Source organism: Acinetobacter sp. NIPH 284 (assembly GCF_000369425.1).
Taxonomy (GTDB): domain Bacteria; phylum Pseudomonadota; class Gammaproteobacteria; order Pseudomonadales; family Moraxellaceae; genus Acinetobacter.
Genome location: NZ_KB850011.1, coordinates 1,583,728 through 1,609,853 on the forward strand (window position 1 = coordinate 1,583,728; position 26,126 = coordinate 1,609,853).

Annotated in this window: 23 protein-coding genes, 3 tRNA genes and 1 pseudogene; 9 read left to right on the forward strand and 18 right to left on the reverse strand. The window is 40.0% G+C overall.

The window, feature by feature from the left end; all coding sequences use genetic code 11:
- Positions 1-9: 9 nt before the first annotated feature.
- The 6 genes from rimP to tpiA all read right to left on the reverse strand — a co-directional run bounded on the left by rimP (position 10) and on the right by tpiA (position 2,290).
- Positions 10-534, reverse strand: a complete 525-nt coding sequence (rimP, locus tag F908_RS13380) for a ribosome maturation factor RimP (protein ID WP_005162936.1) — start codon at positions 532-534, stop codon at positions 10-12.
- A 197-nt stretch (positions 535-731) separates the two neighbouring features.
- Positions 732-808 (reverse strand) — tRNA-Met (locus F908_RS13385).
- Positions 809-893: 85 nt separating this feature from the next.
- A tRNA-Met gene (locus F908_RS13390) sits at positions 894-970 on the reverse strand.
- Between the two features lie 44 nt (positions 971-1,014).
- Positions 1,015-1,099: transfer RNA gene (locus tag F908_RS13395), tRNA-Leu, on the reverse strand.
- Positions 1,100-1,156: 57 nt separating this feature from the next.
- Complete coding sequence (secG, locus tag F908_RS13400; RefSeq protein ID WP_005162938.1) at positions 1,157-1,486, reverse strand: preprotein translocase subunit SecG; 330 nt, start codon at positions 1,484-1,486, stop codon at positions 1,157-1,159.
- 12 nt (positions 1,487-1,498) lie between these two features.
- Complete coding sequence (gene tpiA / locus F908_RS13405) at positions 1,499-2,290, reverse strand: triose-phosphate isomerase (protein WP_005162940.1); 792 nt, start codon at positions 2,288-2,290, stop codon at positions 1,499-1,501.
- Positions 2,291-2,652: 362 nt separating this feature from the next.
- On the opposite strand from tpiA, the gene pilB reads away from it, so the two are divergent.
- Genes pilB through coaE form a run of 4 tightly spaced genes read left to right on the forward strand, consistent with a single transcriptional unit; the run spans position 2,653 to position 7,088 of the window.
- Positions 2,653-4,371, forward strand: coding sequence for a type IV-A pilus assembly ATPase PilB (gene pilB / locus F908_RS13410; RefSeq protein WP_005162942.1), 1,719 nt, complete (start codon positions 2,653-2,655; stop codon positions 4,369-4,371).
- A 23-nt stretch (positions 4,372-4,394) separates the two neighbouring features.
- Positions 4,395-5,621: a type II secretion system F family protein gene (locus F908_RS13415; RefSeq protein ID WP_005162944.1), complete on the forward strand. Its 1,227-nt coding sequence runs from the start codon at positions 4,395-4,397 to the stop codon at positions 5,619-5,621.
- Entirely contained in the window at positions 5,621-6,481 is an 861-nt protein-coding gene (locus F908_RS13420) for a prepilin peptidase (RefSeq protein WP_005162946.1), read from the forward strand. Before F908_RS13415 ends, F908_RS13420 begins: the two co-directional genes overlap by 1 nt.
- Position 6,482: 1 nt before the next feature.
- Complete coding sequence (coaE, locus tag F908_RS13425; protein ID WP_005162948.1) at positions 6,483-7,088, forward strand: dephospho-CoA kinase; 606 nt, start codon at positions 6,483-6,485, stop codon at positions 7,086-7,088.
- Here the strand turns inward: coaE and F908_RS13430 are convergent.
- From F908_RS13430 to F908_RS13440, 3 genes are all read right to left on the reverse strand, one after another.
- Positions 7,085-7,996: a DMT family transporter gene (locus tag F908_RS13430; RefSeq protein WP_005162950.1), complete on the reverse strand. Its 912-nt coding sequence runs from the start codon at positions 7,994-7,996 to the stop codon at positions 7,085-7,087. The genes coaE and F908_RS13430 overlap by 4 nt on opposite strands.
- Before the next feature lie 30 nt (positions 7,997-8,026).
- Complete coding sequence (gene rlmB / locus F908_RS13435; RefSeq protein ID WP_005162952.1) at positions 8,027-8,776, reverse strand: 23S rRNA (guanosine(2251)-2'-O)-methyltransferase RlmB; 750 nt, start codon at positions 8,774-8,776, stop codon at positions 8,027-8,029.
- 182 nt (positions 8,777-8,958) lie between these two features.
- The gene (locus F908_RS13440; RefSeq protein ID WP_004659291.1) at positions 8,959-9,285 is read right to left on the reverse strand and encodes a pyrimidine/purine nucleoside phosphorylase; all 327 of its coding nucleotides are present in this window, start codon (positions 9,283-9,285) and stop codon (positions 8,959-8,961) included.
- Positions 9,286-9,627: 342 nt separating this feature from the next.
- Between F908_RS13440 and recN the strand changes: the two genes are divergently transcribed.
- The 3 genes from recN to ruvX all read left to right on the forward strand — a co-directional run bounded on the left by recN (position 9,628) and on the right by ruvX (position 12,392).
- The gene (gene recN / locus F908_RS13445; RefSeq protein ID WP_005162954.1) at positions 9,628-11,286 is read left to right on the forward strand and encodes a DNA repair protein RecN; all 1,659 of its coding nucleotides are present in this window, start codon (positions 9,628-9,630) and stop codon (positions 11,284-11,286) included.
- A gap of 115 nt (positions 11,287-11,401) precedes the next feature.
- Complete coding sequence (locus tag F908_RS13450) at positions 11,402-11,956, forward strand: YqgE/AlgH family protein (protein ID WP_004659294.1); 555 nt, start codon at positions 11,402-11,404, stop codon at positions 11,954-11,956.
- On the forward strand, positions 11,949-12,392 hold the full coding sequence (gene ruvX, locus F908_RS13455; protein WP_005162957.1) for a Holliday junction resolvase RuvX: 444 nt from the start codon (positions 11,949-11,951) through the stop codon (positions 12,390-12,392). The genes F908_RS13450 and ruvX overlap by 8 nt, the downstream gene beginning before the upstream one ends.
- 166 nt (positions 12,393-12,558) lie before the next feature.
- Here ruvX and F908_RS13460 read toward each other — a convergent pair whose 3' ends face one another.
- The 3 genes from F908_RS13460 to F908_RS13470 are packed head-to-tail and all read right to left on the reverse strand — an operon-like array spanning position 12,559 to position 15,915.
- Complete coding sequence (locus F908_RS13460) at positions 12,559-13,560, reverse strand: HlyD family secretion protein (RefSeq protein WP_005162960.1); 1,002 nt, start codon at positions 13,558-13,560, stop codon at positions 12,559-12,561.
- A 53-nt stretch (positions 13,561-13,613) separates the two neighbouring features.
- On the reverse strand, positions 13,614-13,829 hold the full coding sequence (locus F908_RS13465) for a DUF1656 domain-containing protein (RefSeq protein ID WP_004659299.1): 216 nt from the start codon (positions 13,827-13,829) through the stop codon (positions 13,614-13,616).
- Positions 13,822-15,915: an FUSC family protein gene (locus F908_RS13470; RefSeq protein ID WP_005162972.1), complete on the reverse strand. Its 2,094-nt coding sequence runs from the start codon at positions 15,913-15,915 to the stop codon at positions 13,822-13,824. The genes F908_RS13465 and F908_RS13470 overlap by 8 nt, the downstream gene beginning before the upstream one ends.
- Before the next feature lie 416 nt (positions 15,916-16,331).
- On the opposite strand from F908_RS13470, the gene F908_RS13475 reads away from it, so the two are divergent.
- Positions 16,332-17,105, forward strand: a complete 774-nt coding sequence (locus F908_RS13475) for an IclR family transcriptional regulator (RefSeq protein WP_005162974.1) — start codon at positions 16,332-16,334, stop codon at positions 17,103-17,105.
- A gap of 226 nt (positions 17,106-17,331) precedes the next feature.
- Here the strand turns inward: F908_RS13475 and pgsA are convergent, their stop codons facing one another.
- From pgsA to F908_RS13500, 6 genes and pseudogenes are all read right to left on the reverse strand, one after another.
- Positions 17,332-17,919, reverse strand: coding sequence for a CDP-diacylglycerol--glycerol-3-phosphate 3-phosphatidyltransferase (gene pgsA / locus F908_RS13480; protein WP_004674390.1), 588 nt, complete (start codon positions 17,917-17,919; stop codon positions 17,332-17,334).
- A gap of 105 nt (positions 17,920-18,024) precedes the next feature.
- The gene (locus tag F908_RS13485) at positions 18,025-18,822 is read right to left on the reverse strand and encodes a thioesterase family protein (RefSeq protein WP_005162976.1); all 798 of its coding nucleotides are present in this window, start codon (positions 18,820-18,822) and stop codon (positions 18,025-18,027) included.
- Between the two features lie 104 nt (positions 18,823-18,926).
- A complete protein-coding gene (uvrC, locus tag F908_RS13490) occupies positions 18,927-20,726 on the reverse strand; it encodes an excinuclease ABC subunit UvrC (protein WP_005162980.1) in 1,800 nt (599 codons plus the stop codon).
- A 106-nt stretch (positions 20,727-20,832) separates the two neighbouring features.
- Positions 20,833-21,153: pseudogene (locus F908_RS15765) on the reverse strand (hypothetical protein); the annotation flags it as partial.
- Between the two features lie 71 nt (positions 21,154-21,224).
- The gene (lpxO, locus tag F908_RS13495; RefSeq protein ID WP_005162989.1) at positions 21,225-22,139 is read right to left on the reverse strand and encodes a lipid A hydroxylase LpxO; all 915 of its coding nucleotides are present in this window, start codon (positions 22,137-22,139) and stop codon (positions 21,225-21,227) included.
- A 158-nt stretch (positions 22,140-22,297) separates the two neighbouring features.
- Positions 22,298-23,362 carry a GGDEF domain-containing protein gene (locus tag F908_RS13500; RefSeq protein WP_005162997.1) on the reverse strand — a complete coding sequence of 355 codons (1,065 nt, stop codon included), beginning with the start codon at positions 23,360-23,362 and terminating at the stop codon, positions 22,298-22,300.
- 606 nt (positions 23,363-23,968) lie between these two features.
- Between F908_RS13500 and fadB the strand changes: the two genes are divergently transcribed.
- Positions 23,969-26,122: a fatty acid oxidation complex subunit alpha FadB gene (gene fadB / locus F908_RS13505; protein WP_005162999.1), complete on the forward strand. Its 2,154-nt coding sequence runs from the start codon at positions 23,969-23,971 to the stop codon at positions 26,120-26,122.
- Positions 26,123-26,126 lie beyond the last annotated feature (4 nt).

Consider the following 26,126-nt stretch of genomic DNA (forward strand, 5'->3'; position numbering starts at 1 on the left):
AAGTTAATATTAGTCTTGATAGATTAAATTTGCTTTATCAATATTATTACTATCAATTTCAAGCACATGCTTACCTTCCACTTCAACTTGAATGATTTCATTTTCTAAGTCTACAGAAAGTAATTTCGCTTGAAACTTACGACGATTTTCGACGGCAGCAATTAATCGTAAAGCCACTTGTTGCCCAACATAAGCAGGCAATTGATTGAGTTGGAAAAATGGACGATCCCAGCCTGGTGAAGAGACTTCTAAAGCATATTCACCTGAAATTGGATCATGAACATCAAGCATTGCACCCACTTGTTGTGTCACTAAAACACAATCTTGAACACCAATACCACGCCCTTGTTCAACTTCGCCATCTTCATTCAAGATAGGTTCAACATTCTCATCAACTGCTTTATCAATATAAATACGTAATAAAGAACGTTTACCTTGTGGTAGGAATTCAATCCCCCATAGATCTACACCACACGCAGCTACTGCTGGCGCGATTAGATCATATAATGCTTGAGATTTATTTGATAATTTCATTTACTCTCGTCGCTCTCATGCGAGCCAATCAATCTTAACCGTATAGTGAAGCACGACTATTTGACCAATTGATGTCGAACACTACACGATAGCTAAACAACCAATAAAAAAGGGCGTAAATCGCCCCTATGTTACACAGAAAACCGAAGTCCACTGTGCAAAAAGGCCCACCTTATTGTGAGCCTCTTTTAGAAACTTGGTAGCGGGAGCTGGATTTGAACCAACGACCTTCGGGTTATGAGCCCGACGAGCTACCAGACTGCTCCATCCCGCATCAACGTGCAAAATTATATACAAATATAAAAAAAAGTCAATTTAAGTTTTTTATATTTGCTTGATTAAGTTGCACCTTAATCAAATGGTAGCGGGAGCTGGATTTGAACCAACGACCTTCGGGTTATGAGCCCGACGAGCTACCAGACTGCTCCATCCCGCATCAACAACATCACTGCATACACCAAACTTACTGGTTATTAAGCTTGGTGCGGAAGGGGGGACTTGAACCCCCACGCCCGAAAGCACTACCACCTCAAGGTAGCGTGTCTACCAATTCCACCACCACCGCAGCTTTGTGGGACGCATTCTATTCCTTTAAATATAAAAAGGAAAGTGCTAATTCAACTTATTGAGTTGTTTTAGGTGCGTTTGATGAAGTTTCAGGCGATGTTACTGGTGCAGAGGTCGTGGTTTGAGCAGATTTTAAGCTATACGCATCAGCTGTTTGTTTTTTTGCAAAAACAGCCAAAGTTAAACTCGTAGCAAAAAACAAGGCTGTAAAAATTGCAGTTAAACGAGTTAAAAAGTTACCCGCTCCCGAGGCACCAAATACCGTAGCAGCACCACCGCCACCAAACGACGCTCCTGCCTCAGCACCCTTACCTTGTTGCACTAAAACCAATCCAATAATCATAATTGCTAAAATGATATGTACAACGAGTATAAAACTATACATTTCTACTTCCTATTATTTGCTTTGAGCAAATGCTTTTGCAATTTGATAAAAAGATTGTGCATTGAGTGATGCACCTCCAACTAAAGCGCCATTAATATCAGGACATGCGGCCAACTGAACAGCATTCTCGGCTTTGACACTACCGCCATACAATATAGCTATGTTTGTACCGAATGATGTAATTTGTTTTAAGCCTTCACGTATTTTTGCATGCATTGCTTGAGCATCCGCAGGTGAAGCTGTCTTCCCTGTCCCAATTGCCCAAATCGGCTCATACGCTATCACAATATTTTGCCATTGTTCAGCTTTAACGACGGATGCAATATCACAAATTTGTTGTAATACCACTTGCTCAGCAGCGCCTTGCTCACGCTGCTCTAAGCTTTCGCCAACGCAATAGATCACCGTCATACCTGCATTTAATGCATTTTGCAGTTTTGCTTTTAAAATATTGACGTTGTCACCAAATAACTCACGGCGCTCAGAATGCCCAATTAAAACAAATGCAATCCCACTGTCTTTTAACAGTTCAGCACTCACTTCACCTGTATATGCACCCGTTCCCGCTACACGCGATACATCCTGAGCCACCGTGTAAATTGTCCGAACCGCATCCTTGAGCTGTGCCTGAATACTTGTAAGCGCAATTGCAATCGGTGCCATACCAATATGGCATTGCTCAGGCAAAATATTGTCCTGTTGTAATAGCCGTTTAAATTCTTCTATTAATTGAAGAGCGTCAGCATGCATTGGATTCATTTTCCAATTGCCAACAACCCAAGGGGTAATGGTCGGAGTCGACATACTTTGGTCTACTGCTAATTTCTAAAAAATGCTGCATATTTTACACGGATTTTTATAAAATTCAGTTTTTTTATCTGGTTTAACCTGATAACCACTGTACAGTTGTTTGTAAAAATTAATGTTACAAGGGAATAGCATTCTATTTATTTGAAAGTAGGTCATTTCCTGACGGATTTTATTATTTTCATTTTTAGCTAATTGTCTTGGTTTTAGAAAATTAATTTGTAAAAAATTCGATCAGTTCAACGTTTTAGATACGAATCAAGTCAAAAACGACACTTTCTCCAGTAGTATTTTTACCCAACAAAAGTATAATTTTGTAAGATAGCTATTATAAACATTTATTGTCACAAGGCGGACAGATGTCAGGATTACATACGTCTCCAAAATTTTCAGGGTTCATTCGGCGTTTAGTCGAAGAGGGGCATTTGTCTGCATCAAACATGCAGAATGCCATTGATGCGGCAAAAAAGGCCCAACAGGATATTGTGGCTCACCTGATTGAGCATCAACGCCTCTCACCCCTCACAGTTGCAGAAAGTATTTCCCATGAATTCGATGAGCCTCTTTTTGACCTTGCTGTATATAATACAGCCTTATTACCCAAAGATTTAACAGACAACAAGCTGATACAGAAACATCGGGTCGTACCTTTGGTGCAACGCGGCCAAATCCTATATGTTGCCACCAGCAACCCGACCAATATTGATTCATTAGATGCCATTCGCTTTAACACCAAACTCAATATTGAACCGATTATTGTTGAACATAACAAGCTTGAGAAACTGATTGAACAACAGTTTGGTGATAGTGGTAGCTTTGATTTCGGTGATAGTGAAGACTTTGATTTAGATGGTATCGATACAGCCACTGATTCGGATAAAGAAGAAGACGATACTAATACTCAAAGTGATGAATCACCTATTGTAAAATATATTAACAAATTATTAATTGATGCAATTCGTATGGGGGCCTCTGACCTGCATTTTGAACCCTATGAAAAAACCTATCGGGTTCGCTATCGTGTAGATGGTGTATTACGCCAGATCGCCAACCCACCTTTGCAAATGGCAAACCGTCTTGCATCCCGTTTAAAAGTCATGTCACAGATGGATATTTCTGAAAAACGCATGCCTCAGGATGGTCGTATTAAACTTAAACTTTCCAAAACCAAAGCCATTGATTTCCGTGTCAACTCTTTACCCACGCTATTTGGGGAAAAATTAGTACTTCGTATTTTGGATCCATCAAGTGCTATGCTCGGCATTGAAGCATTAGGCTATGAAGATAACCAGAAAGCATTATTCATGGAAGCACTTGAAAAGCCTCAAGGAATGCTACTGATTACAGGTCCAACAGGTTCTGGTAAAACTGTATCGCTATATACTGGTCTAAATATTCTAAACACTGAAGATACCAATATTTCAACAGCAGAAGACCCTGTGGAAATTAACCTGGAAGGCATTAATCAGGTTAACGTGAATCCAAAGACAGGATTGACTTTCTCTGCTGCATTAAAGGCTTTCTTACGTCAAGACCCTGATGTAATTATGGTCGGTGAGATTCGTGATTTAGAAACAGCCGAAATCGCAATTAAAGCAGCGCAAACAGGTCATATGGTGATGTCAACACTGCATACCAACAGTGCGCCAGAAACTTTAACCCGTTTACGCAACATGGGTGTACCTTCGTTTAATATCGCAACATCAGTTAATCTTGTTATCGCGCAACGCTTGGCACGTCGCTTATGTGCTCAATGTAAGGAAGTTGTTGAAATTCCAAAACAGAGTCTGCTAGAACTCGGTTTTACTGAACAGGATCTCACGGACCCAGAATTTAAGATATTTCAACCTGTAGGCTGTAGTGAATGCAGGGAAGGCTACAAGGGCCGTGTCGGTATTTATGAAGTCATGAAAGTGACGCCAGAAATATCCAGAATTATTATGGAAGATGGTAATGCCCTGGAAATTGCAGCAGCCTCGGAAAAAGCGGGATTCAACAATTTACGACGTTCGGGTTTGAAAAAAGTGATACAGGGGATTACTTCCCTACAGGAAGTCAACCGAGTCACCAGTGAATAAAATCAATAAAAAGGATTACAATCATGGCAGCTAAAAAAGCGCAAATGATGCCTACTTTTGCTTATGAAGGGGTAGATCGAAAAGGCGCCAAAATTAAAGGGGAACTACCAGCACGCAATATGGCCTTAGCAAAGGTCACATTACGCAAACAAGGTGTCACCATTAAAACCATTCGAGAAAAACGTAAGAATATTCTTGAGGGTTTGATGAAGAAGAAAGTATCAACGCTAGATATTACGATTTTTACTCGTCAATTAGCAACAATGATGAAAGCAGGGGTACCACTGGTTCAGGGCTTTGAAATTGTTGCAGAGGGCTTGGAAAACCCTGCCATGCGCGAAGTGGTTTTAGGAATTAAGGGTGAAGTCGAAGGGGGGAATACTTTTGCTGGAGCCCTTAAGAAATATCCACAGTATTTTGACAACCTTTTTTGTTCTTTAGTGGAGTCAGGAGAGCAATCAGGTGCACTTGAAACCATGCTGGATCGAGTGGCGATCTATAAAGAAAAAAGTGAACTGCTTAAACAAAAAATTAAAAAAGCCATGAAATATCCAGCCACAGTCATTGTGGTTGCTGTCGTTGTCACGATTATTTTAATGGTAAAAGTTGTGCCTGTTTTCCAAGATCTGTTTAGTTCCTTTGGTGCAGACCTGCCCGCTTTTACTAAAATGGTGGTCAATATGTCTGAGTGGATGCAAAAATATTGGTTTATCCTTATCATCGTTATTGGTGCAATTATTACCGCTTTCCTTGAGGCAAAAAAACGTAGTAAAAAGTTCCGTGATCTTTTGGATAAAATGGCTCTCAAGGCGCCTATTTTTGGTGATTTGGTCTATAAGGCAATTATTGCCCGTTATAGCCGTACTCTGGCAACCACATTTGCAGCAGGTGTTCCATTAATTGATGCATTGGAATCAACTGCTGGTGCAACCAATAATGTGATCTACGAAGAAGCGGTGATGAAAATCCGTGAAGATGTCGCCACAGGCCAACAGTTGCAATTTGCGATGCGCGTTTCTAACCGTTTTCCATCCATGGCGATTCAAATGGTAGCGATTGGAGAAGAATCTGGTGCCCTAGACAGTATGCTCGATAAAGTCGCCACTCACTATGAAAATGAGGTAGACAATGCCGTTGATGGATTAACCTCGATGATGGAACCTCTGATCATGGCAATTTTAGGTGTCTTGGTGGGTGGTCTTGTCATTGCCATGTACCTACCGATTTTCCAAATGGGTTCTGTGGTCTAATGCAGCAATTACTTTTTTATTTCATCGAAAACTCGATTGCACTTTATGTTGCAGTCGGGATTTTGAGTCTCTGTATTGGTAGTTTTCTTAACGTAGTCATTTTTCGCACCCCAAAAATGATGGAGCAGGAATGGCATCAGGAATGCCAAATGCTGCTTCATCCAGAGCAGCCATTTATTGACTCAACCAAGCTCACACTCAGCCAGCCTGCTTCGACCTGTCCAAAGTGCCAATCCCCTATCCGTTGGTATCAAAATATACCGATCATCAGTTGGGTTCTACTTCGTGGCAAATGCGGTGCTTGCCAGAATCCAATTAGTATTCGCTATCCACTTATTGAACTCTTAACAATGATTTGCTCATTAATAGTAGTTGCTATATTTGGCGCGACCGTACAAATGTTATTTGGTTTAATACTCACTTGGGTCTTGATCACATTAACGTTTATTGATTTCGACACACAGCTATTACCCGATCGCTTTACCTTGCCACTTGCCGCACTAGGCTTAGGAATCAATAGTTTCACTGTTTATACTTCTGCAGGCTCAGCAATTTGGGGCTATTTGATTGGCTTTCTATGTTTGTGGATTGTTTACTATATCTTTAAACTCGTTACAGGCAAGGAAGGCATGGGCTATGGTGATTTCAAGCTCTTAGCCGCACTCGGGGCTTGGATGGGGCCAATGATGCTACCTCTAATTGTGCTACTCTCTTCAGTTGTTGGTGCAATTATTGGTATTATTTTGATAAAAATGCGTGGTGAAAACCAACCATTTGCATTTGGTCCTTATATTGCAATTGCTGGTTGGATTGCATTTTTATGGGGAAATCAAATTATGAAAATATATCTAGGTGGATAATATGCGTTTTATCTTGGGCATTACTGGTGGCATTGGTAGTGGCAAATCAGCAGCTACGCAATGGTTTGAATCCCAAGGAATTGTTGTAGTCGATGCAGATATTGTAGCTCGTGAAGTGGTTGAACTAGGCCAACCTGCTTTGAAAGAAATTCAACTTTCTTTTGGAGACTGGGTATTACTAGAAGATGGCAATCTGAATCGACGTGCACTTCGTGAACACATATTCCAGTTTCCAGAAGCGCGAGAAACACTCGAAAAGATCACTCACCCTGCTATACGCCAATCCATTATCCAGCAGTTACAACAGGCAGAAAGCCCTTATGTCATTTTAGTTTCACCTCTTCTCTTTGAAACTAATCAGCATGAACTTGTGCATCACACCTTACTCATCGATGCAAATGAACAAACACAACTACAACGTGCAAGTCAAAGAGATGGACAAAATGAAGAACAGATACGAAAGATTATTGCAGCTCAAATGCCCCGTACTCAAAAACAACAGCTCGCCAATGATATTGTGCTGAACGATGGCTTGCTCGCACATCTACACAAACAACTCCAACCATTACACCTGAATTATTTACAACGGGCTGAACAGAGCTATTAATCCTGTTTCTGCTGGGATAGCTGGGCGGTTAATGCATCTTTACGAAACCAGCGCCACGGTTGTAACGCACCAATCCCCATACCCACTAACCCACACATAATCGCTGGGCTTAAGGGTTCATTTAACAATGGCACAGCAATAACAGCAGCAATAAATGGCGCTAAGGTCACAATGCTTCCCGTTTTAAATGCACCCAAACGTTCAATGGCGGCCACATAGGTCAGGGTTGCAATAATCACCACCAACACCCCATGAAATACACCCTGTATCAGCAAATGGACAGGCTCTGCTTCCTGAAAATGTTTCGGAATAAACAGGATATAGATCGGCAAATAAATCAGTGCTGACCAAATGGCCACACTTGCCATTGAATGCCAGGCTGATAATTTCCATTGTTTTAGCAGTACGGTGAAGATGCCCCACCAAACTGCACTCAGGAAAAAGAGAATATCACCAATACCAAAGGCAGAAGCCTGCTCATGCAACATCAGATAGCTCATCAATGCCAGAGCACTCAACATAATGCTGAGACTGAGCCAGGTATGTTTATCAAAAGGTTGTCTAAACAATAAATAAGCGGCAACTGCCGTACATAGAGGAATACAGCCATTTAAGAAAATTGCAGCATGGGCTGCTGGTGCTTGCAAAAAAGCAGTATAAACCGTTAGACAGTAGGCCAGCCCACCTGTTAGCGCCAGAATAACTGGACGGGGATGCCACAAGAATGCCAAATCTTTTTTATACACCAGCACAGGCATGAGAATGATAAAAGCAATCGCAAAACGCATGGCCACCAAGTCCCAGGCACTGACATGCCAGTGCAGATTTAAACGGGAGAGAATGGTAAAACCACCCCAGATGCACATGGTGATACAGACAAACAGATAGCCTTGCGTGCGAGCAGTCATTTTTAATTACATTGACGATAATTGTGTGAATTATACAGCATTACGCTGACGGCATGCCTCATAAAGTGCCATGCCTGTTGCCACACTGACGTTTAAACTTTGTAAATCACCAGACATTGGAATATACACCGTATGATCACATTGAGACTGAGTAATCGGTCTTAAACCTGTGTCTTCCGCACCCATAACAATGACAACTGCACCCTTAAAGTCACATTGCTGAATTGGCAATGCTTTTTCATCAAGCATTGTGCCAATAACACGCATATGTGTGGTCTCTTTTAAATGAGCTAAGGTTCGAGCTAAGTTAGTCACTTGAATAAACTTAACTTTTTCCGCCCCACCTGCAGCAACCTTACGTGCTGTCGGGGTTAAGCTTGCTGAACGATCACGCGGCACAATCACCGCCTGAACACCCATCGCAGCTGCGGTACGAATACATGCACCGAGATTATGCGGATCCGTCACTTGATCCAATGCCAACAATAAAGCATCAGGTGACTGCTGCATCAATTCGTCTAAATCTTTTTCATTTAAGGTTGGATGTGGTCGAACTGCAGCCACTACACCTTGATGAAAAGGTAAGCCTGCAAGCTTTTCCAAACTATCCCGACTCGCCTTTTGGACGCTAATCCCAAAAGGTTCGGCAAGTTGCAAAATCTTTTGTAATCGCTGGTCATCACGACCTTTTAAGGTAAATAAAGTCAAAACGCGTTCAGGCTCTAACTCCAACAATGACTCAACCGAATGAACGCCATAATAATATTCAGGTTTTGCCATGAACGACCTCTTGCAGTATTCCCGATCTATAAAGGGAGATTTTGAAAAAATAAAAATCCTGCAAAGTAGCTTTACAGGTGAGGAGCGAATAGCTCCGCAAGGGAATTTAATAAAAAAATCCTGCAAAATGAATTTACAGGATTCTCTTTAGGTATAGTGTACCCGATTTAGGAAGCGATCAGTTAACCTTCTAAATGACATACATAATCAAGCACTTCATCAGTCTCGATGTGGAAAACACTATTTCCTGGGACATAAAAAGACTGACCTGCACGGAATAACTCACTTTCTGTACTGTCTGCAATTTTTACACGACATTCACCAGAAATGATTTCCATACGTTCTGGCACATGTGTTTCAAAAGTTAATGCCTGTTCAGTAGGTAAAATCACACCTAATGTCTTTTTAGTACCATCTTCAAATTGTACAGTATGGCTGATACATGCCCCACCAAAATATACATTTGACTTTTTAATGACCGTAACATGATCAAACTGCACTGAACTCATGCATACTCTCCAAATAATGCAGCATTTATATTAGGTTATGATGGACGTAGTTTAATTGTGCCTGCGTCACTAATCAATCCATTTTTATCATGCTTTAACAGCAATTTTTATGCCTTTCTACTAAAGTTATGTTCAACTCACAAGCACTTTTAGATCAAAGCATCCGATCTAAAATACAATAGAAAAAATCTTATAAATTGATAGACGAGCTTTACATCACTAAATTATTCAAAACAACTCCAGAAATAAAACATGATTTCATCAACACAACGCTGATCCTCTTGTTCGATTAGCAAAATTTCTCTATCTTTAAGCAAAAGATTGCGTGCACTGGATGCATATATGCTCACCCATTTAACTTTAATTAATTTTGCACTTGCAGACCATTTAGCTTTAGATATTGAACAAGGTTTCAATGTTTTGACTGGGGAAACTGGTGCAGGAAAATCATTATTGTTAGATGCACTGTCTGCGTGCTTGGGTGAACGTACCGATACCAACTATGTCCGTTATGGTGCAGATAAAGCAGATGTCACTGCTGTCTTTAGTTATCAAGCTGAAAGTGCGGAAGCAAAATGGCTTACAGAACATGAACTAGATGATGATTCTGGTGAAATTCATTTAAGACGTGTCATATTTGCGACAGGCCGAAGCAAAGCATGGATCAATGGACGCCCAAGTAGTTTGTCGGAGTTAAAAGAAATTGGACGCTTACTGGTACAACTTTATAGCCAGCATAGCCAACAGCAATTACTTGAGCCCCCTTATCCGAAGCACTGGTTAGATCGTTATCATAATTTTGCCGAACCAGCAAATGAAGTACGTGAAGCGTATAGCACATGGCAAAAAAACATTCGCCAGCATCAAGCCGCTTTAGATGCGCAAGCCACGCGTATTCAAAAAATACAAAATTTAGAATCCCAAATAGAAGAACTTGAAGAGATTGTCCAAACGGATTATCGAGAGATTGAACAAGAGTTTGATCGTCTCAGCCATCATGAACATATTATGCAAGACTGTAGTTACAGTCTAAATGTTTTGGATGAGGCTGAACAAAATATCACTCAAGAAGTTGCTTCAATCATTCGTCGTTTAGAGTCTCATGCAGGGCGCAGTGAACAGTTATCAAATATTTATAATTCGTTACTCAATGCGCAAAGTGAGATTGAAGATGCAACCGCGAGTTTACGTCAATTTATTGATCGCCAAAGTTTTGATCCTGAAAGAATGGAACAGCTCAATACAACCTTAGAAATTTTCCATCGTCTCGCACGCAAACACCGTACCCAGCCTGAATTACTCAAACAAGAATATGAAACTTGGCAACAGGAATTAGAGCAATTACATCTATTAGAAGATCCTGAAACCTTAGCTGAACAGGTAGAAATTTCTTATCACATTTTTATGCAAAAAGCTGAGCACCTAGATCAGATTCGTCGTACAGCCGCAGTTCCACTGGCGAAGCAATTGACTGAACAAGTGAAGCCGCTTGCTCTACCTGAAGCATATTTTGAATTTAAGTTCGAGCCAATGGAAGCAAATGCCGAAGGTCTCAGCTTTATTCAGCTTCTTTTCACTGCCAATAAAGGCATTCCACCACAACCGCTGGCTCGCGTTGCATCTGGCGGTGAACTCTCTCGTATTGCACTGGTCATGCAAGTGATGAATGCCGAAAAAACAGAATCTGAAGTTTTGGTCTTTGATGAAATTGATGTCGGAATTAGTGGTGGTACAGCCGAAGTGGTTGGTCGTTTACTCGCCGATCTAGCTCAGCATGTACAACTACTCTGTATCACTCACCAAGCTCAAGTTGCTGCACAGTCTGACCAACACCTATTGGTCAAAAAACAACAAACAGATCCAGCAAGCAGCACCATTATTGAGTTGAATGAGGAACAACGCATTCTAGAACTAGCACGTATGTCTGGCGGCGTCGAGATTAGCGAAACCACCTTGCAACATGCCAAACAACTGCGTCAACTAAAATTTCAATCCGCTTAATACGCATAACAAAATGTGAGAAAAAGATTGGCGAAATCCGATTAACTCTTGTATGTTGATAAGAAGAACCTATATAGATAGATCAGCATAATATTTTTGATGGAGAATCGCCTAGGTGACGAAACAATATCTAACTCACCGTTGTCTCATCGCTCCACCAGACATAACAGATGACTTCTTTGCCAATACTGTTATCTATGTGGCACGCCATGATGAAGATGGTGCACAAGGCATTATTATCAATCGCCCTTCTGAGTTACAGATCAAAGAATTATTGAACGATTTAGAGATTGATGCAGATAATGTACAACCTCATGCTGTGTTGCAAGGTGGACCATTACGCCCAGAAGCAGGTTTTGTCCTACACACAGGTCAACCTACTTGGCATTCATCAATCGCAGTAGGTGAAAATGTTTGCATTACCACCAGTAAAGATATTTTGGATGCAATTGCACATAACGAAGGTGTCGGTCGTTACCAAATTGCCCTAGGCTATGCCAGCTGGGGCAAAAATCAGCTTGAAGAAGAAATGGCACGTGGTGACTGGCTGATTTGTGACTCAGACATGGATTTAATCTTTAATCTACCTTATGGCGATCGTTGGGATGCGGCATACAAAAAAATTGGGGTAGACCGTACATGGTTTGCTTCAGAGATTGGTCATGCCTGATTTTAAAACTTCGCAATCCATTATGGCCTTTGATTTTGGCACCCAGAAAATGGGGATGGCAATTGGTCAATCCACTATTGAAAGTGCCACTCCCTTGCCATTATTTGCCATGAAAGATGGTATCCCTGACTGGAACCAACTATTAAAACTCGTCAAAGAATGGCAACCCAACCTGTTTCTGGTTGGCTTACCATTGAATATGGATGATAGTGAATCTGAACTCTCTGCTCGCGCACGAAAATTTGCACGACGTTTGCGTCATCAAACCAATATTGAAACGTGGATGGTGGATGAGCGTTTGACTACACGCGAAGCGAGAGAAGAACTTGAGTCTTATCAAAATAAAGGCCGAGCAAAACGCTTATCGGCTGATAGTTTCGCAGCCGCACTACTCATTCAAAGTTGGTATCGTGATCCTAATGGAATAACACCTTAATTATTTATATTTAAGCGCTTTATCACGGTATAGCACACTGATGTACCGTGATAAAATCAGATCCAGACCATGAAAATAACTGCTTTAGCACGTCTACAACCCAAACCATTTGCATAAAATTTAGAATGCAATTCTTAAAAAATAAATCAACTCAGACTACGCCTGATTATTTCTCAATAATTCTCACCGTTGCAGTTCGCCCTGAAACAAAAGCCAATGGATTCTGAGGCCGTTCATCTAAAATAATTTTTACAGGCACACGTTGCGCTAAACGTACCCAACTAAAAGTAGGGTTTACATTTGCCAATAGATTAGAACTACCAGAACGCTCACGATCTTCGATCCCTGTTGCAATACCTTGAACATGCCCACGAATGAATTGACGATCCCCCATCAACTGCACCGTCGCCGAATCACCGACATGAATACGATTCAATTTGGTTTCTTCAAAATAACCCACGACATAAAGCTGATCACGATCTAGCAGCGCAGCAACCGCTTGCCCAACCTTAACATAATTCCCAACACGTAAATCAAAGTTAGCTAAGGTTCCATCCGCAGGTGCAACGACTGCTGAACGACTCATATTAAGCTGAGCTAAATGTAAATTGCTGTTCGCTACTTCGATCAAAGCTTGCTGTTGTTGAATGGCGGCATTGGCCTGTTCGATACTCGCTGCTAGCTGCTCTTTTTCCGCAATCGCCTGATCGCGTGTAGCAAAAACCTGATCTTGCTCTTGCTTAGAGATCGCACCATCCATCAAACTCGCATAACGTGCTGCATTCTTCTCAGCCAATTTCATATTAGCTTCAGTCTTGACCAAATTTGCCTTTGAACCAACTAAGTTTGCATGCGCCTGAGCCAAACCAGCATTGGCTTTAGCTAAATCAGATTTAGCTTGTTCAACCTCAAGCGCTTGACGTTCTACATCAATCTTGAAAAGAACTTGTCCTTTCTTTACCGTCTGATTGTCCTGTACCAGCACCTCAGTTACTAATCCATTAACATCCGAAGCCACTTGAACCACATCACCACGCACACGACCATCACGTGTCCACGGTGCGGCATTGTAGTAATTCCATAAATGCACGACTGCATATATCGCAATCAAAACCGAAAGTACTAATACAATTGGACGTATGACTTTTCGTACATCAAATGCATTCATGTTCATCACCTTTACCACATATTTTTAAATCATTAAATTTCGGAGAGAGCTACTTAAAGGCTTGTACCTTGTAAATAAAGACATAACCAATGCATACACAGCAACAATCCCAAGTACAAACACAAGTTGAAAATATTCGGTAGTACAATCCAACCTCTCATAACTAAACGATCGATCAGTGGACTCATCAGCTTAAAGAGCACGTAGGCGATGATGGCTTGCACCAAAAGAATTGGAATATAGATTCCATAAACGTTAATCTCACCCATGCAATACACCTAAATCATATGTTTCTGAATCTATCTTTTGTGTTGAGACATGCCCGATGCTTTCACAAATATTATTCATAGAAATCAACATTCTTTGAGCGAGTTGCTCATCTTCGATTTGCAGTGCAATCCGCTCTAATAGATCAATCTGCTGTACAATTCGAATTGGAAAATGGTTCAGAGAAAGTTGTTTCTCTTGCATTTGAAAATATTCTGTCAGTTGCTGTTGCAGCACATTGACTTCATTTTTCAAACTGACCAATTGGGGGAGTTTTTGGCTAATTTCTTGCAATCGGACTAAGTCAATAATTGAACTACTTTCAATCAAAGCATTCTGAATCGAAATCTTAACTTCAGGATTTTGAACCATTTTGGTATTCAATACTCCAACTCGGTCCAACATACTGCGTAGATGAATTTTGAAATCACTACCATAAGATAGATTTAATGCCTGACGCATCGCCTGATAATGTAAAGTTAAAATTCGCGTTGCACTGGTATCAGGTGAAACAGCTCGAACTAAATCAATCACAATGAGTGAAACCAATACGCCCAGAACCATTGCAAATGAACTATCTAAGTAAGAAACAGCATCCATGCTGTATTTATTGTGCAGATTCAATCCCATCATGGTGTTAATCCCAAGCACCATGCCAACTGGCATCAGCATTTGATTGGCCATCATGCTCACAGCCACTAAAAACACAGGAAATAGCACCAAAGCCAATTGCCAAAAATGAGTCACATGCGGAAAAATACCAAATGCATATAAGAATACTAAGCCTGCGGATACAATACTGCCCCAAATGAAAATCCGTAGCACAGGTACTGGGTTATCCAATGCTGTTAAGATACACGCCGTGATAGCCCCCATTTGCGCCATCATAAAACCCGCCTTCCAACCTGACAGAATCCAAGCTGCAGTGACAATAAAAGTAATCAGTACGGCACTAATTCCACCTCGTATCGCAATACCATGATCACGATGTAAACTTGGATATTTCGTCGTAATGGCTGTAATTTCTATTGGGATTTCTTTATTACCTTGCTGAATCTGTTGCCAGAGTAGCTTTACTGCCAAGATATTGGCCATAAAATGACGAATGTCCATCTTTAATGCAGCCAATACCACTTTCTGTTCAGACGTTGCTTTAGAAATCAGCTCAGCGAAATCGTCTTCAAATCCAATCGGCAAAGTCTGCAAATCAGCAGGTACTAAACTTTTCTCTTGTTTTAAAAATGTCAAAGTATGCTGACGAAGCATATCCAAATGCGAAACAAGATTAACCAAGTGCAAATGTTCGAGCTGTTTTACACGTTGAGACAATGCAACCAAATTCGCAACCACCAATGACACTTGATGTAGCATTTCTTGTAAAGGCTTGGTCATGCCTTTCAACTCACCTTTCTCATAAGCCAAATGTACAGCTAAAGCATGAATATCAGAGGCATCACGAGTAATCACAGATAAAACTTGCGTGTAATTTTCAGGTGTTTCTTGAACTGCAATCAATTTTTCAAAAGTTGCTTCTAGATCGTTTAAGGTTTTATTGACACGTTGCTTGATCATTGCGCCAACATGAACTGGAAAAAAAGTTGCCGAAACAACGGCAGAAGAGACCACCCCAACTGAGATTTCAAGTACACGTGCAACAGCGATATCAAAAATATTGTAGGTATCGATATAGGTAATTGCATTGTAAACAATCATGGCAGTTGAATATCCTGCCAACATAAATACGTAGCTACGCGGCGTGCGGTCTAGTAATGACACATATAAAGCAAAGCCCACCCAGAGAGATAAAATAACCGTAAATAGCCACGGCGTATTAATAAAATGTGGGGTCAATAACAGTGCTATGACTGCCCCTGCAACAGTTCCAATCAAACGATACACACATTTCGAAGACACCATTCCTGAATAAGGATTGGCAATAATCATGACCGTTCCAATCGACCACATCGGATTAATCAAATCTAATTCAAAAGAAATAAACAGTGCCAGCATACCTGCTACAAAGGTTTTACAAGCAAAAATAAGATCAAGTCGGCTTGGTCTGAAAGCTAACAGCTGTTTAAGTAACATGAATATGTCTCAATTCTAAGTCAGCCTGATCTAATGACACATGACAATTTGGCACGAAGTTAGACCAATTTGGAGTATCAAATCAGTTGACAAGAAAAAGCTGATTATGGGGAGCAAGGCATAGTGTCGAGAGCAAATAGAAATAATTTAACGAATTTCATTATCCAATGAAGACACTACATCTATAATTTTTTCAAAACAAAGCAAATTAGTCAATATAAATTATCACTATTTGATAATTTTTCATTTTAATTTAAAATATTTTCAATAAAAGCCATATTTTTTCTCAATTCAAGGCTTAATTGGTCGAGGAAAAATATTCCGACCTAAAAGTCCATACACGATCTCAGGCTTTTCTGATATAAAGCAATAAAAGTTCGATTTTCACGTTATTTTTAAGGAGTAGACAACGCATCATGGCAATTTCGAGTTTTGGTAAAATTCTCACCGTGCTGGATTTATTTTCAGTTTCACGTCCGATTATCAATGTCGATATCATTTGTGATGAGCTTGCTCTCTCAAAACCCACCGCCTATCGTTATCTTAAAGAACTTGTTTCAACAGATATTTTAAAGCGCATTAGTGGTACATCAGGAGACTACACTTTAGGCTCTAAAATTGCCGTTCTTGATTATATTTCTCATAGTACCGATCCATTGGTTCAGATCAGTATTCCTTTTATGCGTGATATCGTAGATCGTACTGAACTCTGTTGTTTATTAACCTATTTAAACCATGATTATTGTATTGATCTACATCATGAAACCTTTAAAGAAGCAGAACTCATCTCATACGGCAGGGGCTGTCCGCGACCTGTATATGTGGGAGCCTCTCCAAAAATCGTGATTGCCCATTTAACCAAGCAACGGATTCAGGCCTACTATCAGCAGTTTACTCAGGAACTCTCTCAGGTTGGTTTTGCCCATAGCCTCGATGAATTTATGCAGCAAATGCGAACAATTAAAAAACAAGGCTTTTATTTATCACAGGGTGAGATTGATCCAATGGTATGTGGTCTTTCCGTGCCGATTCGCTTTTCTACTAAAGAAGCACCGATTGCACTCACGCTAATAGCATCAAAAAATCGTTTTGATTTCTTGAATATTCAAAAACTGATTGAGATCTTGCAAAATAATGCAGCGCAAATTGAACATAAATTTGCAACACTTTCCGAAAATCAGTCAAACTGAAGTGAGAATTTTAAAAAATATTTACATTTTTATCCGTTGTAAATAGCAATATATTCTCATATTATGATTATGTTCTTCAGCATACCCTCCTAAAAAGAGTATGACTTTCCTCAGAGAACCAAGCCCATCTTTGTTATGGGCTTTTTTCTTGACCAGTTTTTATCAAAAGGCATAAAAAAGCCTTTCAAAAGAAAGGCTTTCATTTATATGGCTATACAAAAAATCGTTAGGGCTGCTTCAGATAAGGCCATGCTGCTTTCATATAAATAAACATCGACCACAAGGTCAAAATCACTGCCGCATAAAGCAAAGCGTAGGCCCACATTTCCAGTGGTTTCCAGTTCAACAGGAACACACTAATCGCAATCATTTGAAATGCTGTTTTATACTTTCCTACTGTAGAAACTGCAACGCTCGTACGTGCACCTAATTCAGCCATCCATTCACGCAATGCCGAAACGGTAATTTCACGCGAAATAATCACGATTGCAGCAAAAGCCATTGATATCGTCGGTTGCCATTGCACCAATACAATCAATGCGGCTGCAACCATAAGCTTATCGGCGACTGGATCAAGAAAACGCCCGAAAGCAGAAGTCTGATTCAAAGTCCGAGCTAAATAACCATCGAACCAATCTGTCACTGCTGCAAGAACAAAGATTGCAGTCAATATCAGATGTCGCATCATTCCCCCATGATGCTCAGCAATCCCAATGGCAGGCGGCCAATAGGCAATTGCCAGAAACACGGGAATAAGGGCAATACGCGCCAAAGTTAAAATATTAGGAATGTTCAGGATTCGCCCTGTACTCATAAACACCGCCATGTTGTTCGCATCAAATATGCATGTCGCACAAAGGATGTGCCGAGATTGTATCCATGTGTAAGCAACTTTATACGAAATGCACGGCAGTGTCGACTAGGCAAAAACGGCAACTGTTTGTCGAAGTATCGCAATCAGTCGATTTTCATCATCCCAAAGATAGGCATACTCGGTTGAATAACCATGTTCAGCATATTCAGTCACTACTTTGTATTTGAACCAATCCTGTACTTGATGAGCAATCGGCTGCAAATAGGTAATCTGCCAAGTTAATGAGCTTGCAGGTGCAGGGGTTTTAAACATTGGTAACACACCCGGTGGCCACACATCCATCAATCCAAATAGATCGGCCAATTTCATTTCGCGATTTGGATGCAACTGAGGAATAAAACGACACCATCCGCCAAAGTCAGGTACTTTGCTACCAGCCATTGGATAATTACCTTCAGCCCAACATAGTTCAAACTGTTGCAAACATTGTGGCATTAAGCCTTCAATATAAGCCGTTTTTTCCAACTGCGCAGGCAATGGATAATCAGGAATTTGCGGTAGATTTTGCACATGAATCCGAGATTCACGCTGCGAACCAAAACTTGCTATTAAAATACTTTGTACAGTATCTGCTTGCCATAACCGCACTTCTAAGGTTGTAACCGATTTACCTTCTCGCAACACCTCCGCCGTGAGTTTAGCCTGCCCTTCTTGCACAGGACCAACAAAGGTGACATTACAACTCAATAACTGCTTTGTTGTATCATGAACCACGCTCTGCGCCTTTTGGATTAATAATCCTGCAACTAAACCGCCAAATACGGTGCGACCTTGTAACCATCCTGATGGAATATCAATCCACTCTTGATGTTCAACCTGTTGATACAGCGGAAGCAGTGACATTATCTTTCCTTAATCGTCAAACCATCTTATCTTCAAATGTTTTTATCTATTTGTGAATGATCATTGACGCATCAGTCATTGAGAGATTGAGCCAATCGGTCAAGTTATTCGTGCAAAATTTTATAAATCGTTCTCGCCATGACTTCACCCAAACCTGGTACAAGCATCAACTCTTTTTCTGACGCTTTTAAAACACCTTGTATACCACCAAAATGAGTGAGTAGATCACGACGGCGTTTTGGCCCTAGCCCAGGAATAGCCTCTAAAACTGAACTACTACGGCGTTTATCACGCTTAGCTCGATGTTTGGTAATGGCGAAACGATGCGCTTCATCTCGCACTTGTTGGATGAGGTGCAAAGCTTTATGGTCTTCGGGTAATTGAATCTTAGTGCCATCAGTAAAATGCAGCGTTTCTAATCCCGGTTTACGTCCCTCACCTTTAGAAACACCAATCATAAAAGCATCAAGCGCTAATTCTTGCATGACCTCCATCGCCATATGCAACTGCCCTTTACCACCATCAATCAAGAGTAGATCAGGTAACATATTTTTTTTATAACGGCGTATCAACGCTTGGCGCATCGCCGCATAATCATCACCGCCCGTAATATCCTGAATCGCAAACTGACGATAATCTCGCTTTCTTGCACCGCCCTGATCAAAGACTACACAAGAAGCAATCGGTGCTTCACCCATGGTATGACTGATATCAAAACATTCAATCCGATCAATCGGACGCCCAACCACTTGTTCAAGTTGATGAAAACGCTCGTTTAATTCCAAGTGATTACTCAGTTTGCCTTTAATCGCATGTTGCACATTCATTTGTGCCAGCTCTAGCCATTCAGCCCGAGTCTCTCGCACTTTATGCTTGATTTGAACTTTCTTATTGAAGCTTTGCTGTAATGCTTCTTCTAATTGTTTTTGATCGGGAATATCTACATTTACAATCAATTCTGATGGCACTTCATCCGCCACTTGGAAATAGAAATTCGCCATAAAATCATTCAGCATTTGCGCCAAATCATCTCCCAACATATCTGGAAAATAACTTTTTCCACCAAGCATACGTCCATTACGAACATGCATGATTTGTACACAAGTCACACCCGCTTGGTAAGCAATCGCCAAGATATCGGCTTCGCCTTTGATCTTAAATACTGCTTGTTGTGCTTGAACCTCGCGCAATAAAGCGAGGCGATCACGATAAAATACGGCTTTTTCAAACTCAAGAGCTTCGGCAGCCTGTTCCATTTTTCCAATCAGCTCTTGATTGAGTTCTTTGGTATCACCTTGTAAAAAACGAATTGAATTATCGACATCTTCCTTATAGTCCTGAGGGCTAATCAGACCGACACAAGGCGCTGTACAACGTTTAATCTGATACTGTAAACAAGGGCGTTTACGTTGTGAAAAATAACTGTTTTCACATTGGCGCACATTAAATAATTTTTGTAAAACCAGTAAGGTATCTCGTGCACTATAGGCACTGGGATAAGGCCCAAAAAACTTGCCGACCTGATGCTTGCCCTTGCCACGCCCACTGGCAATGCGGGGATAGGGCTTGTCTGCCGAGACAAAGATATACACATACGACTTATCATCGCGCAACATAATATTGTATGGCGGACGATGTAATTTAATCAGATTTTGTTCAAGTAATAATGCTTCTGTTTCAGAACGAACAACTAAACTTTCGATGTCATAAATTCGCGCAACTAAAGCCTGTGTCTTAGGATGGTCAATCGTTTTAACAAAATAGCTGGATACACGATTCTTTAAGTTTTTGGCTTTTCCGACATACAGTAACTCTCCATCTTTGCCGAGCATTTTATAAACACCAGGCAATTGAGTCATATGAGTCAGGATTTTTTCAATATGTTCACGCGCGTTTGGATTCACAGCAGACTTTCATCATCAGTAATGCTTTCGATGATGTAGTCTGCATAAATCAATTTCAAGTCAATTGAGCCAAAATGCATCAATTCAATAACTCAAATAACACCTATCATTTAAAAACTCGACTCAATACTTGATCAGCGCTCTTAAATGCAGACTCATGAAAGAAATCACAGGCTAGTTCATTTGTTGGAGCGATTGGATTAACTTCTCTAGCTGTATGCTAAAAACCCCAATATTCACGAGACTGATGGCGAATCCGAGTGTCTGCTAAATTAAACTCAGTATTAGGTATAAATGTAGTCCAAGCTGCATTTTGCCAAATATCTTTGCGGATAATATTACTTCCTACACTTACATGTGACAGATTTTGGGTTGGATAAGACTCAATATAATCTTGAGTACTCAACTGAACTTGTTTTTGCCAACATTCATAAACAAATAAATAACTAAATCATCGTTATAAAAAAACGCCCTTTCGGGCGTTGATCTCATTCAGACTTAAAATACATAAGGTCGAATAAAAATTAAGAAAAATAGCCCTAACATGATGAACCATTTCAAAAAATAATATAAACCACGATTGCTTGCTTTTAAGGCTTTGGCTTTTAAACGAAACTGATAAACATAACCAAAGACTTTATTTAAGCCACCTGTTTGATCGCCTGCCTCATTAGGTGAACTGGCTGCGGTCATGACACTTTTACCAAACCAATGATTAAACTTTTCCATAAAACGGGTTTTTAATGGGCGTTCTACATCAGCGAAAAAGATAATACGATTCTGGTTCGTCGTGTTTTCCGCATAATGGATATAGGTTTCATCAAACACCACACTTTCACCATCACGCCACGAATATCGCTGACCATCAACATCAATAAAACAGCGATCATCATTAGGTGTAATCAAACCTAAATGGTAACGCAATGAACCCGCATAAGGATCACGATGGCGAACTAAACGGCTATCTGGTGCCAACTCAGTAAACATCGCAGCTTTAATTGTTGGAAGCGTTTTTAATAATGCGGTTGTTTTTGGGCAAAGTTCAGCAGCAGATGGATGTGCCGAGTCGTACCATTTCAAATAGAAACGTTTCCAACCTGTTTTAAAGAAGGAGTTGAAACCGAGGTCATCATAACTACTTGAAGCTTTAATCCCACCTTTGTCATATAAAGCTTTGGCTTCGTCTCGAATCATTTCCCAATTTTCATCTAAAACTTTTAAATCTTTAAAATACTGCGTATCAATATAAGGTTGATTCGGTACTTTAGAAAACATGTACATTAAAAAGTTTATAGGTGCAAGAATCGTTGAATGATCGAAAAATTGACGATAAAACGAATGTTTTACTTTACCGCGTCGTTGAATATACAAAGCTGAAATGATAAAAATCGCTAAAATGATCCATTTAACCATTGAAAAAATCGACCAAAAAAATGAATCTCGGAATTTTATCATCGTCTTTTTTAATTTCTAGCCAATTTTGGTTCAACAATTTTTTCCACTTAATTCATTAAATAAAATAAACAATAAATATCATATATATATAAAAATAAATCTTCCAATAAAAATTGTTATTTTTTTATTTTTTGCTGTTTTTTGACCAAATACATTTTTGCATCAGCTTCATGAATCAAAGTAGATGCATCTAAGTAACCATCAACATGATCTGTTTGTTTTACACCGATACTCAAAGTAATACTCGGCTCAATATGATAAACATACTGTAGTAATCTTGGAACGAAACTTTCGAGTGCCTGTGCTTCAGTACAACGTGGAAACACAATACAAAACTCATCTCCACCACATCTAAAACAATGATCATCCAAACGTGCAACAAATCGAATCGCATCCGCTACAACTTTTAACATTTGATCACCTTTAGAATGCCCAAAATTATCATTAATGATTTTAAAATCATTGATGTCAATAAATACGACTGTAACGGGTTCTAAACTTCGTTCAGCCGCATAAATTGTCGAATTTAAAATACGATTTAAATGTCTCACATTTAATAGTCCTGTGAGCGGATCAGTTTGAGATAAAGCTTCCATTTGCTGAGCCCGATCTTCTAACACAGAAGCATATTGCTCAATTTTTTCTTTAGATGCCTTCAACTCACTGACCAAACTCCACACATAGGTTTCTACAACCAGCGAAATATCAAACATAAATAACTTTTCTAAAGTAGAACGTATTTGATGAAAATTCTCTGTATCGCCTAATTGTTGTTGAATCATTGATATCAGCATGATTTTGAGATGATAGACGGCGGATAAATATAATTTGGGTTCGACACCAATTCGTTTATGCACTAAACCGATTCTCAATCGATTATTGACATAATTGGCATCATAATTACCTGAAAAAAGTTCTACCAAGTATTGGCGTTGTGCATGTTGTAACCGAGATAAAGTGTCTATATCGCCAATCAGTGAAGCAATCTCCGAAATCGAGGTTTGCTGTTGATAAAAGGTAATCACAACTTGGTCAAGTAAATACTCAAGATCAATTTGTCCCCCTAAGTCAACCAACTGCTGTAATTCTTGATGACTTAAACTAAGCAAAGATCGTCGATATTCAATTTCTTCAATCGAAATATGCATTTGTTTCATCAATGTTTGGTCTGTTGGTTTCATCTGTTACCCAGCCTTCCCTAAACAGGTTTGTTTTTTATTCAGCTTCCCAACCACATCATCAACAAATAATTATTTTTCTATTCGTTTTCATATAAACCCTAAAAACAGTTATAACTAACATTTTTTGTCATAAAATCAAACTATGTCTCATTTTAAAAAAAAACAAAAAAATCTTTCAAAATACTTTTTATAACAAAGATTTAACAACAAAATATTGCTTTCGCTATATCTATAATAAAGCAATAAATAAGCCATAACTTTAGCAACCTAACTTAAAGCTTAAATATGCTAATAAAAAATATACGAATTTAAAAATGATTTATGGGTTGCTTAATACAATTTTTACGTTTAAAACCGATAATCACATGACTAAAATCAATAAAATTTTCACTGTTTTTAAAGGAAAAAATAGCTTTCTATTTTTATACAAGCCTTAGAAATAAATTCTTTAAAAGAATAGATGACCCTAGCGTCACGGCTTGATACAACTTGTTATGTCCTTTTTGGATATAGTTATCGTAAGATTAGCAAAGCATTTTGTGTGCGCTAACGCATACAGGCTTTATGACATCAACTCAGAATCCTCCACAACAAGGGAGATCAGGCATGATCCACGCTGGCAATGCCATTACCGTCCAAATGCTTGCGGACGGAATTGCAGAATTCCGCTTTGACTTACAAGGTGAGTCGGTTAATAAATTTAACCGTGCAACCATCGAAGACTTCCAAGCAGCAATTGCTGCGGTTAAAGCCAATAACGACATTAAAGGCTTAGTTGTTACCTCTGGTAAATCAACATTTATCGTTGGTGCAGATATTACTGAATTTGGCGACAACTTCGCTGCTGGTGAACAAGCAATTGTTGATTGGCTTATGCCTGTACATGACGTCTTCAATAGCTTTGAAGATTTAGACATCCCTAAAGTTGCTGCGATTAATGGTACAGCGCTTGGTGGTGGTTTTGAAATGTGCTTAGTGTGTGACTACCGTGTCATGTCTGAGCAAGCTCAAGTTGGCTTACCAGAAATCAAACTCGGTATCTATCCTGGTTTTGGTGGTAGCGTACGTTTAAGCCGTTTAATCGGTATCGACAATGCCGTTGAATGGATGGCAATGGCGAATCCTAAGAAGCCAGCTGCTGCACTGAAAGATGGTGCTGTAGATGCGGTTGTTGCTGCTGACAAACTTCAAGAAGCTGCTGTTGACTTAGTTAAACAAGCCATTGCTGGTCGTTTGAACTGGAAAGCAAAACGTCAAGAAAAATTAGACGCAATTAAATTGAATCCACTTGAACAAATGATGGCATTCAATACAGCAAAAGGTGCGGTACTTGCAAAAGCAAACCCTGCACAATACCCTGCGCCAAAATTGTTACTTGACTCATTACAAGCAGGTGCAAGCCTTACACGTAATGATGCATTAAAAGCAGAAGCTCAAGGTTTTGCTAAAGCAGCAATTACTCCACAAGCAGGTGCATTGATTGGTTTATTCATCAATGACCAAGTTGTGAAGAAAACTGCGAAGAAATATGAAAAAGGTGCTCACCCTGTAAACCAAGCAGCTGTATTAGGTGCTGGTATTATGGGTGGTGGTATTGCTTACCAAGCGGCAAGCAAAGGCACTCCAATCATCATGAAAGACATTGGTAACCCACAACTTGCATTGGGTATGAAAGAAGCGAACGGCTTGCTAACGAAGCAAGTTGAACGCAAGAAAATGAAACCTGCGCAAATGGGTGAAACCCTTGCTCGCATCCGTCCTACTTTAAGCTACGATGAGTTTAAAGAAGTGGATATCGTGATCGAAGCGGTCACAGAGAACCCTAAAGTAAAAGGTATCGTACTTGCAGAAACTGAGAAAAATGTTCGTGACAACACGATTATTGCCTCAAACACTTCAACGATTTCAATTACGCGTTTAGCAGAAAACTTACAACGTCCTGAAAACTTCGTTGGTATGCACTTCTTCAACCCAGTACACATGATGCCATTGGTTGAAGTGATTCGTGGTGAGAAAACCTCTGAAGAAGCGATTGCAACTACTGTTGTTCTTGCTCAGAAAATGGGTAAAACACCAATCGTTGTGAACGACTGCCCAGGTTTCTTAGTTAACCGTGTATTGTTCCCTTACTTTGGTGCATTCGACCTTCTTGTAAAAGATGGCGCGGATTTCCAACAAGTGGATAATGTCATGGCGAAATTCGGCTGGCCAATGGGTCCTGCATACTTGATCGACGTTGTTGGTATCGATACAGGTGTACATGGCGCTGAAGTGATGGCTGAAGGTTTCCCTGACCGTATGAAGCCAGATTACAAAGGTTCTATCCAAGCGATGTACGAAGCAAAACGTCTTGGTCAAAAGAACGATGTTGGTTTCTACAAATATGTGTTAGACAAGAAAGGTAAGAAAGCGAAAACTGTTGACCCAACAGCTTACGAAATCATTGCGCCTTTCGTGACTGGCGAAAAACGTGAATTTGATCCACAAGAAATCATTGACCGTATGATGCTTGCTTTCTGTAACGAAACAGTTCGTTGCTTAGAAGACAACATCGTTGCAACTGCTTCTGAAGCAGATATGGCGATGATCATGGGTGTAGGTTTCCCTCCATTCCGTGGTGGTCCATGCCGTTACATCGACCAAACAGGTGTTGCTGAATACGTTGCGCTTTGCGACAAATATGCACATTTAGGTAAAGCTTATGAAGCGCCACAAATGTTGCGTGACATGGCTGCTAACAACAAAAAATTCTACGGTTAAGGAG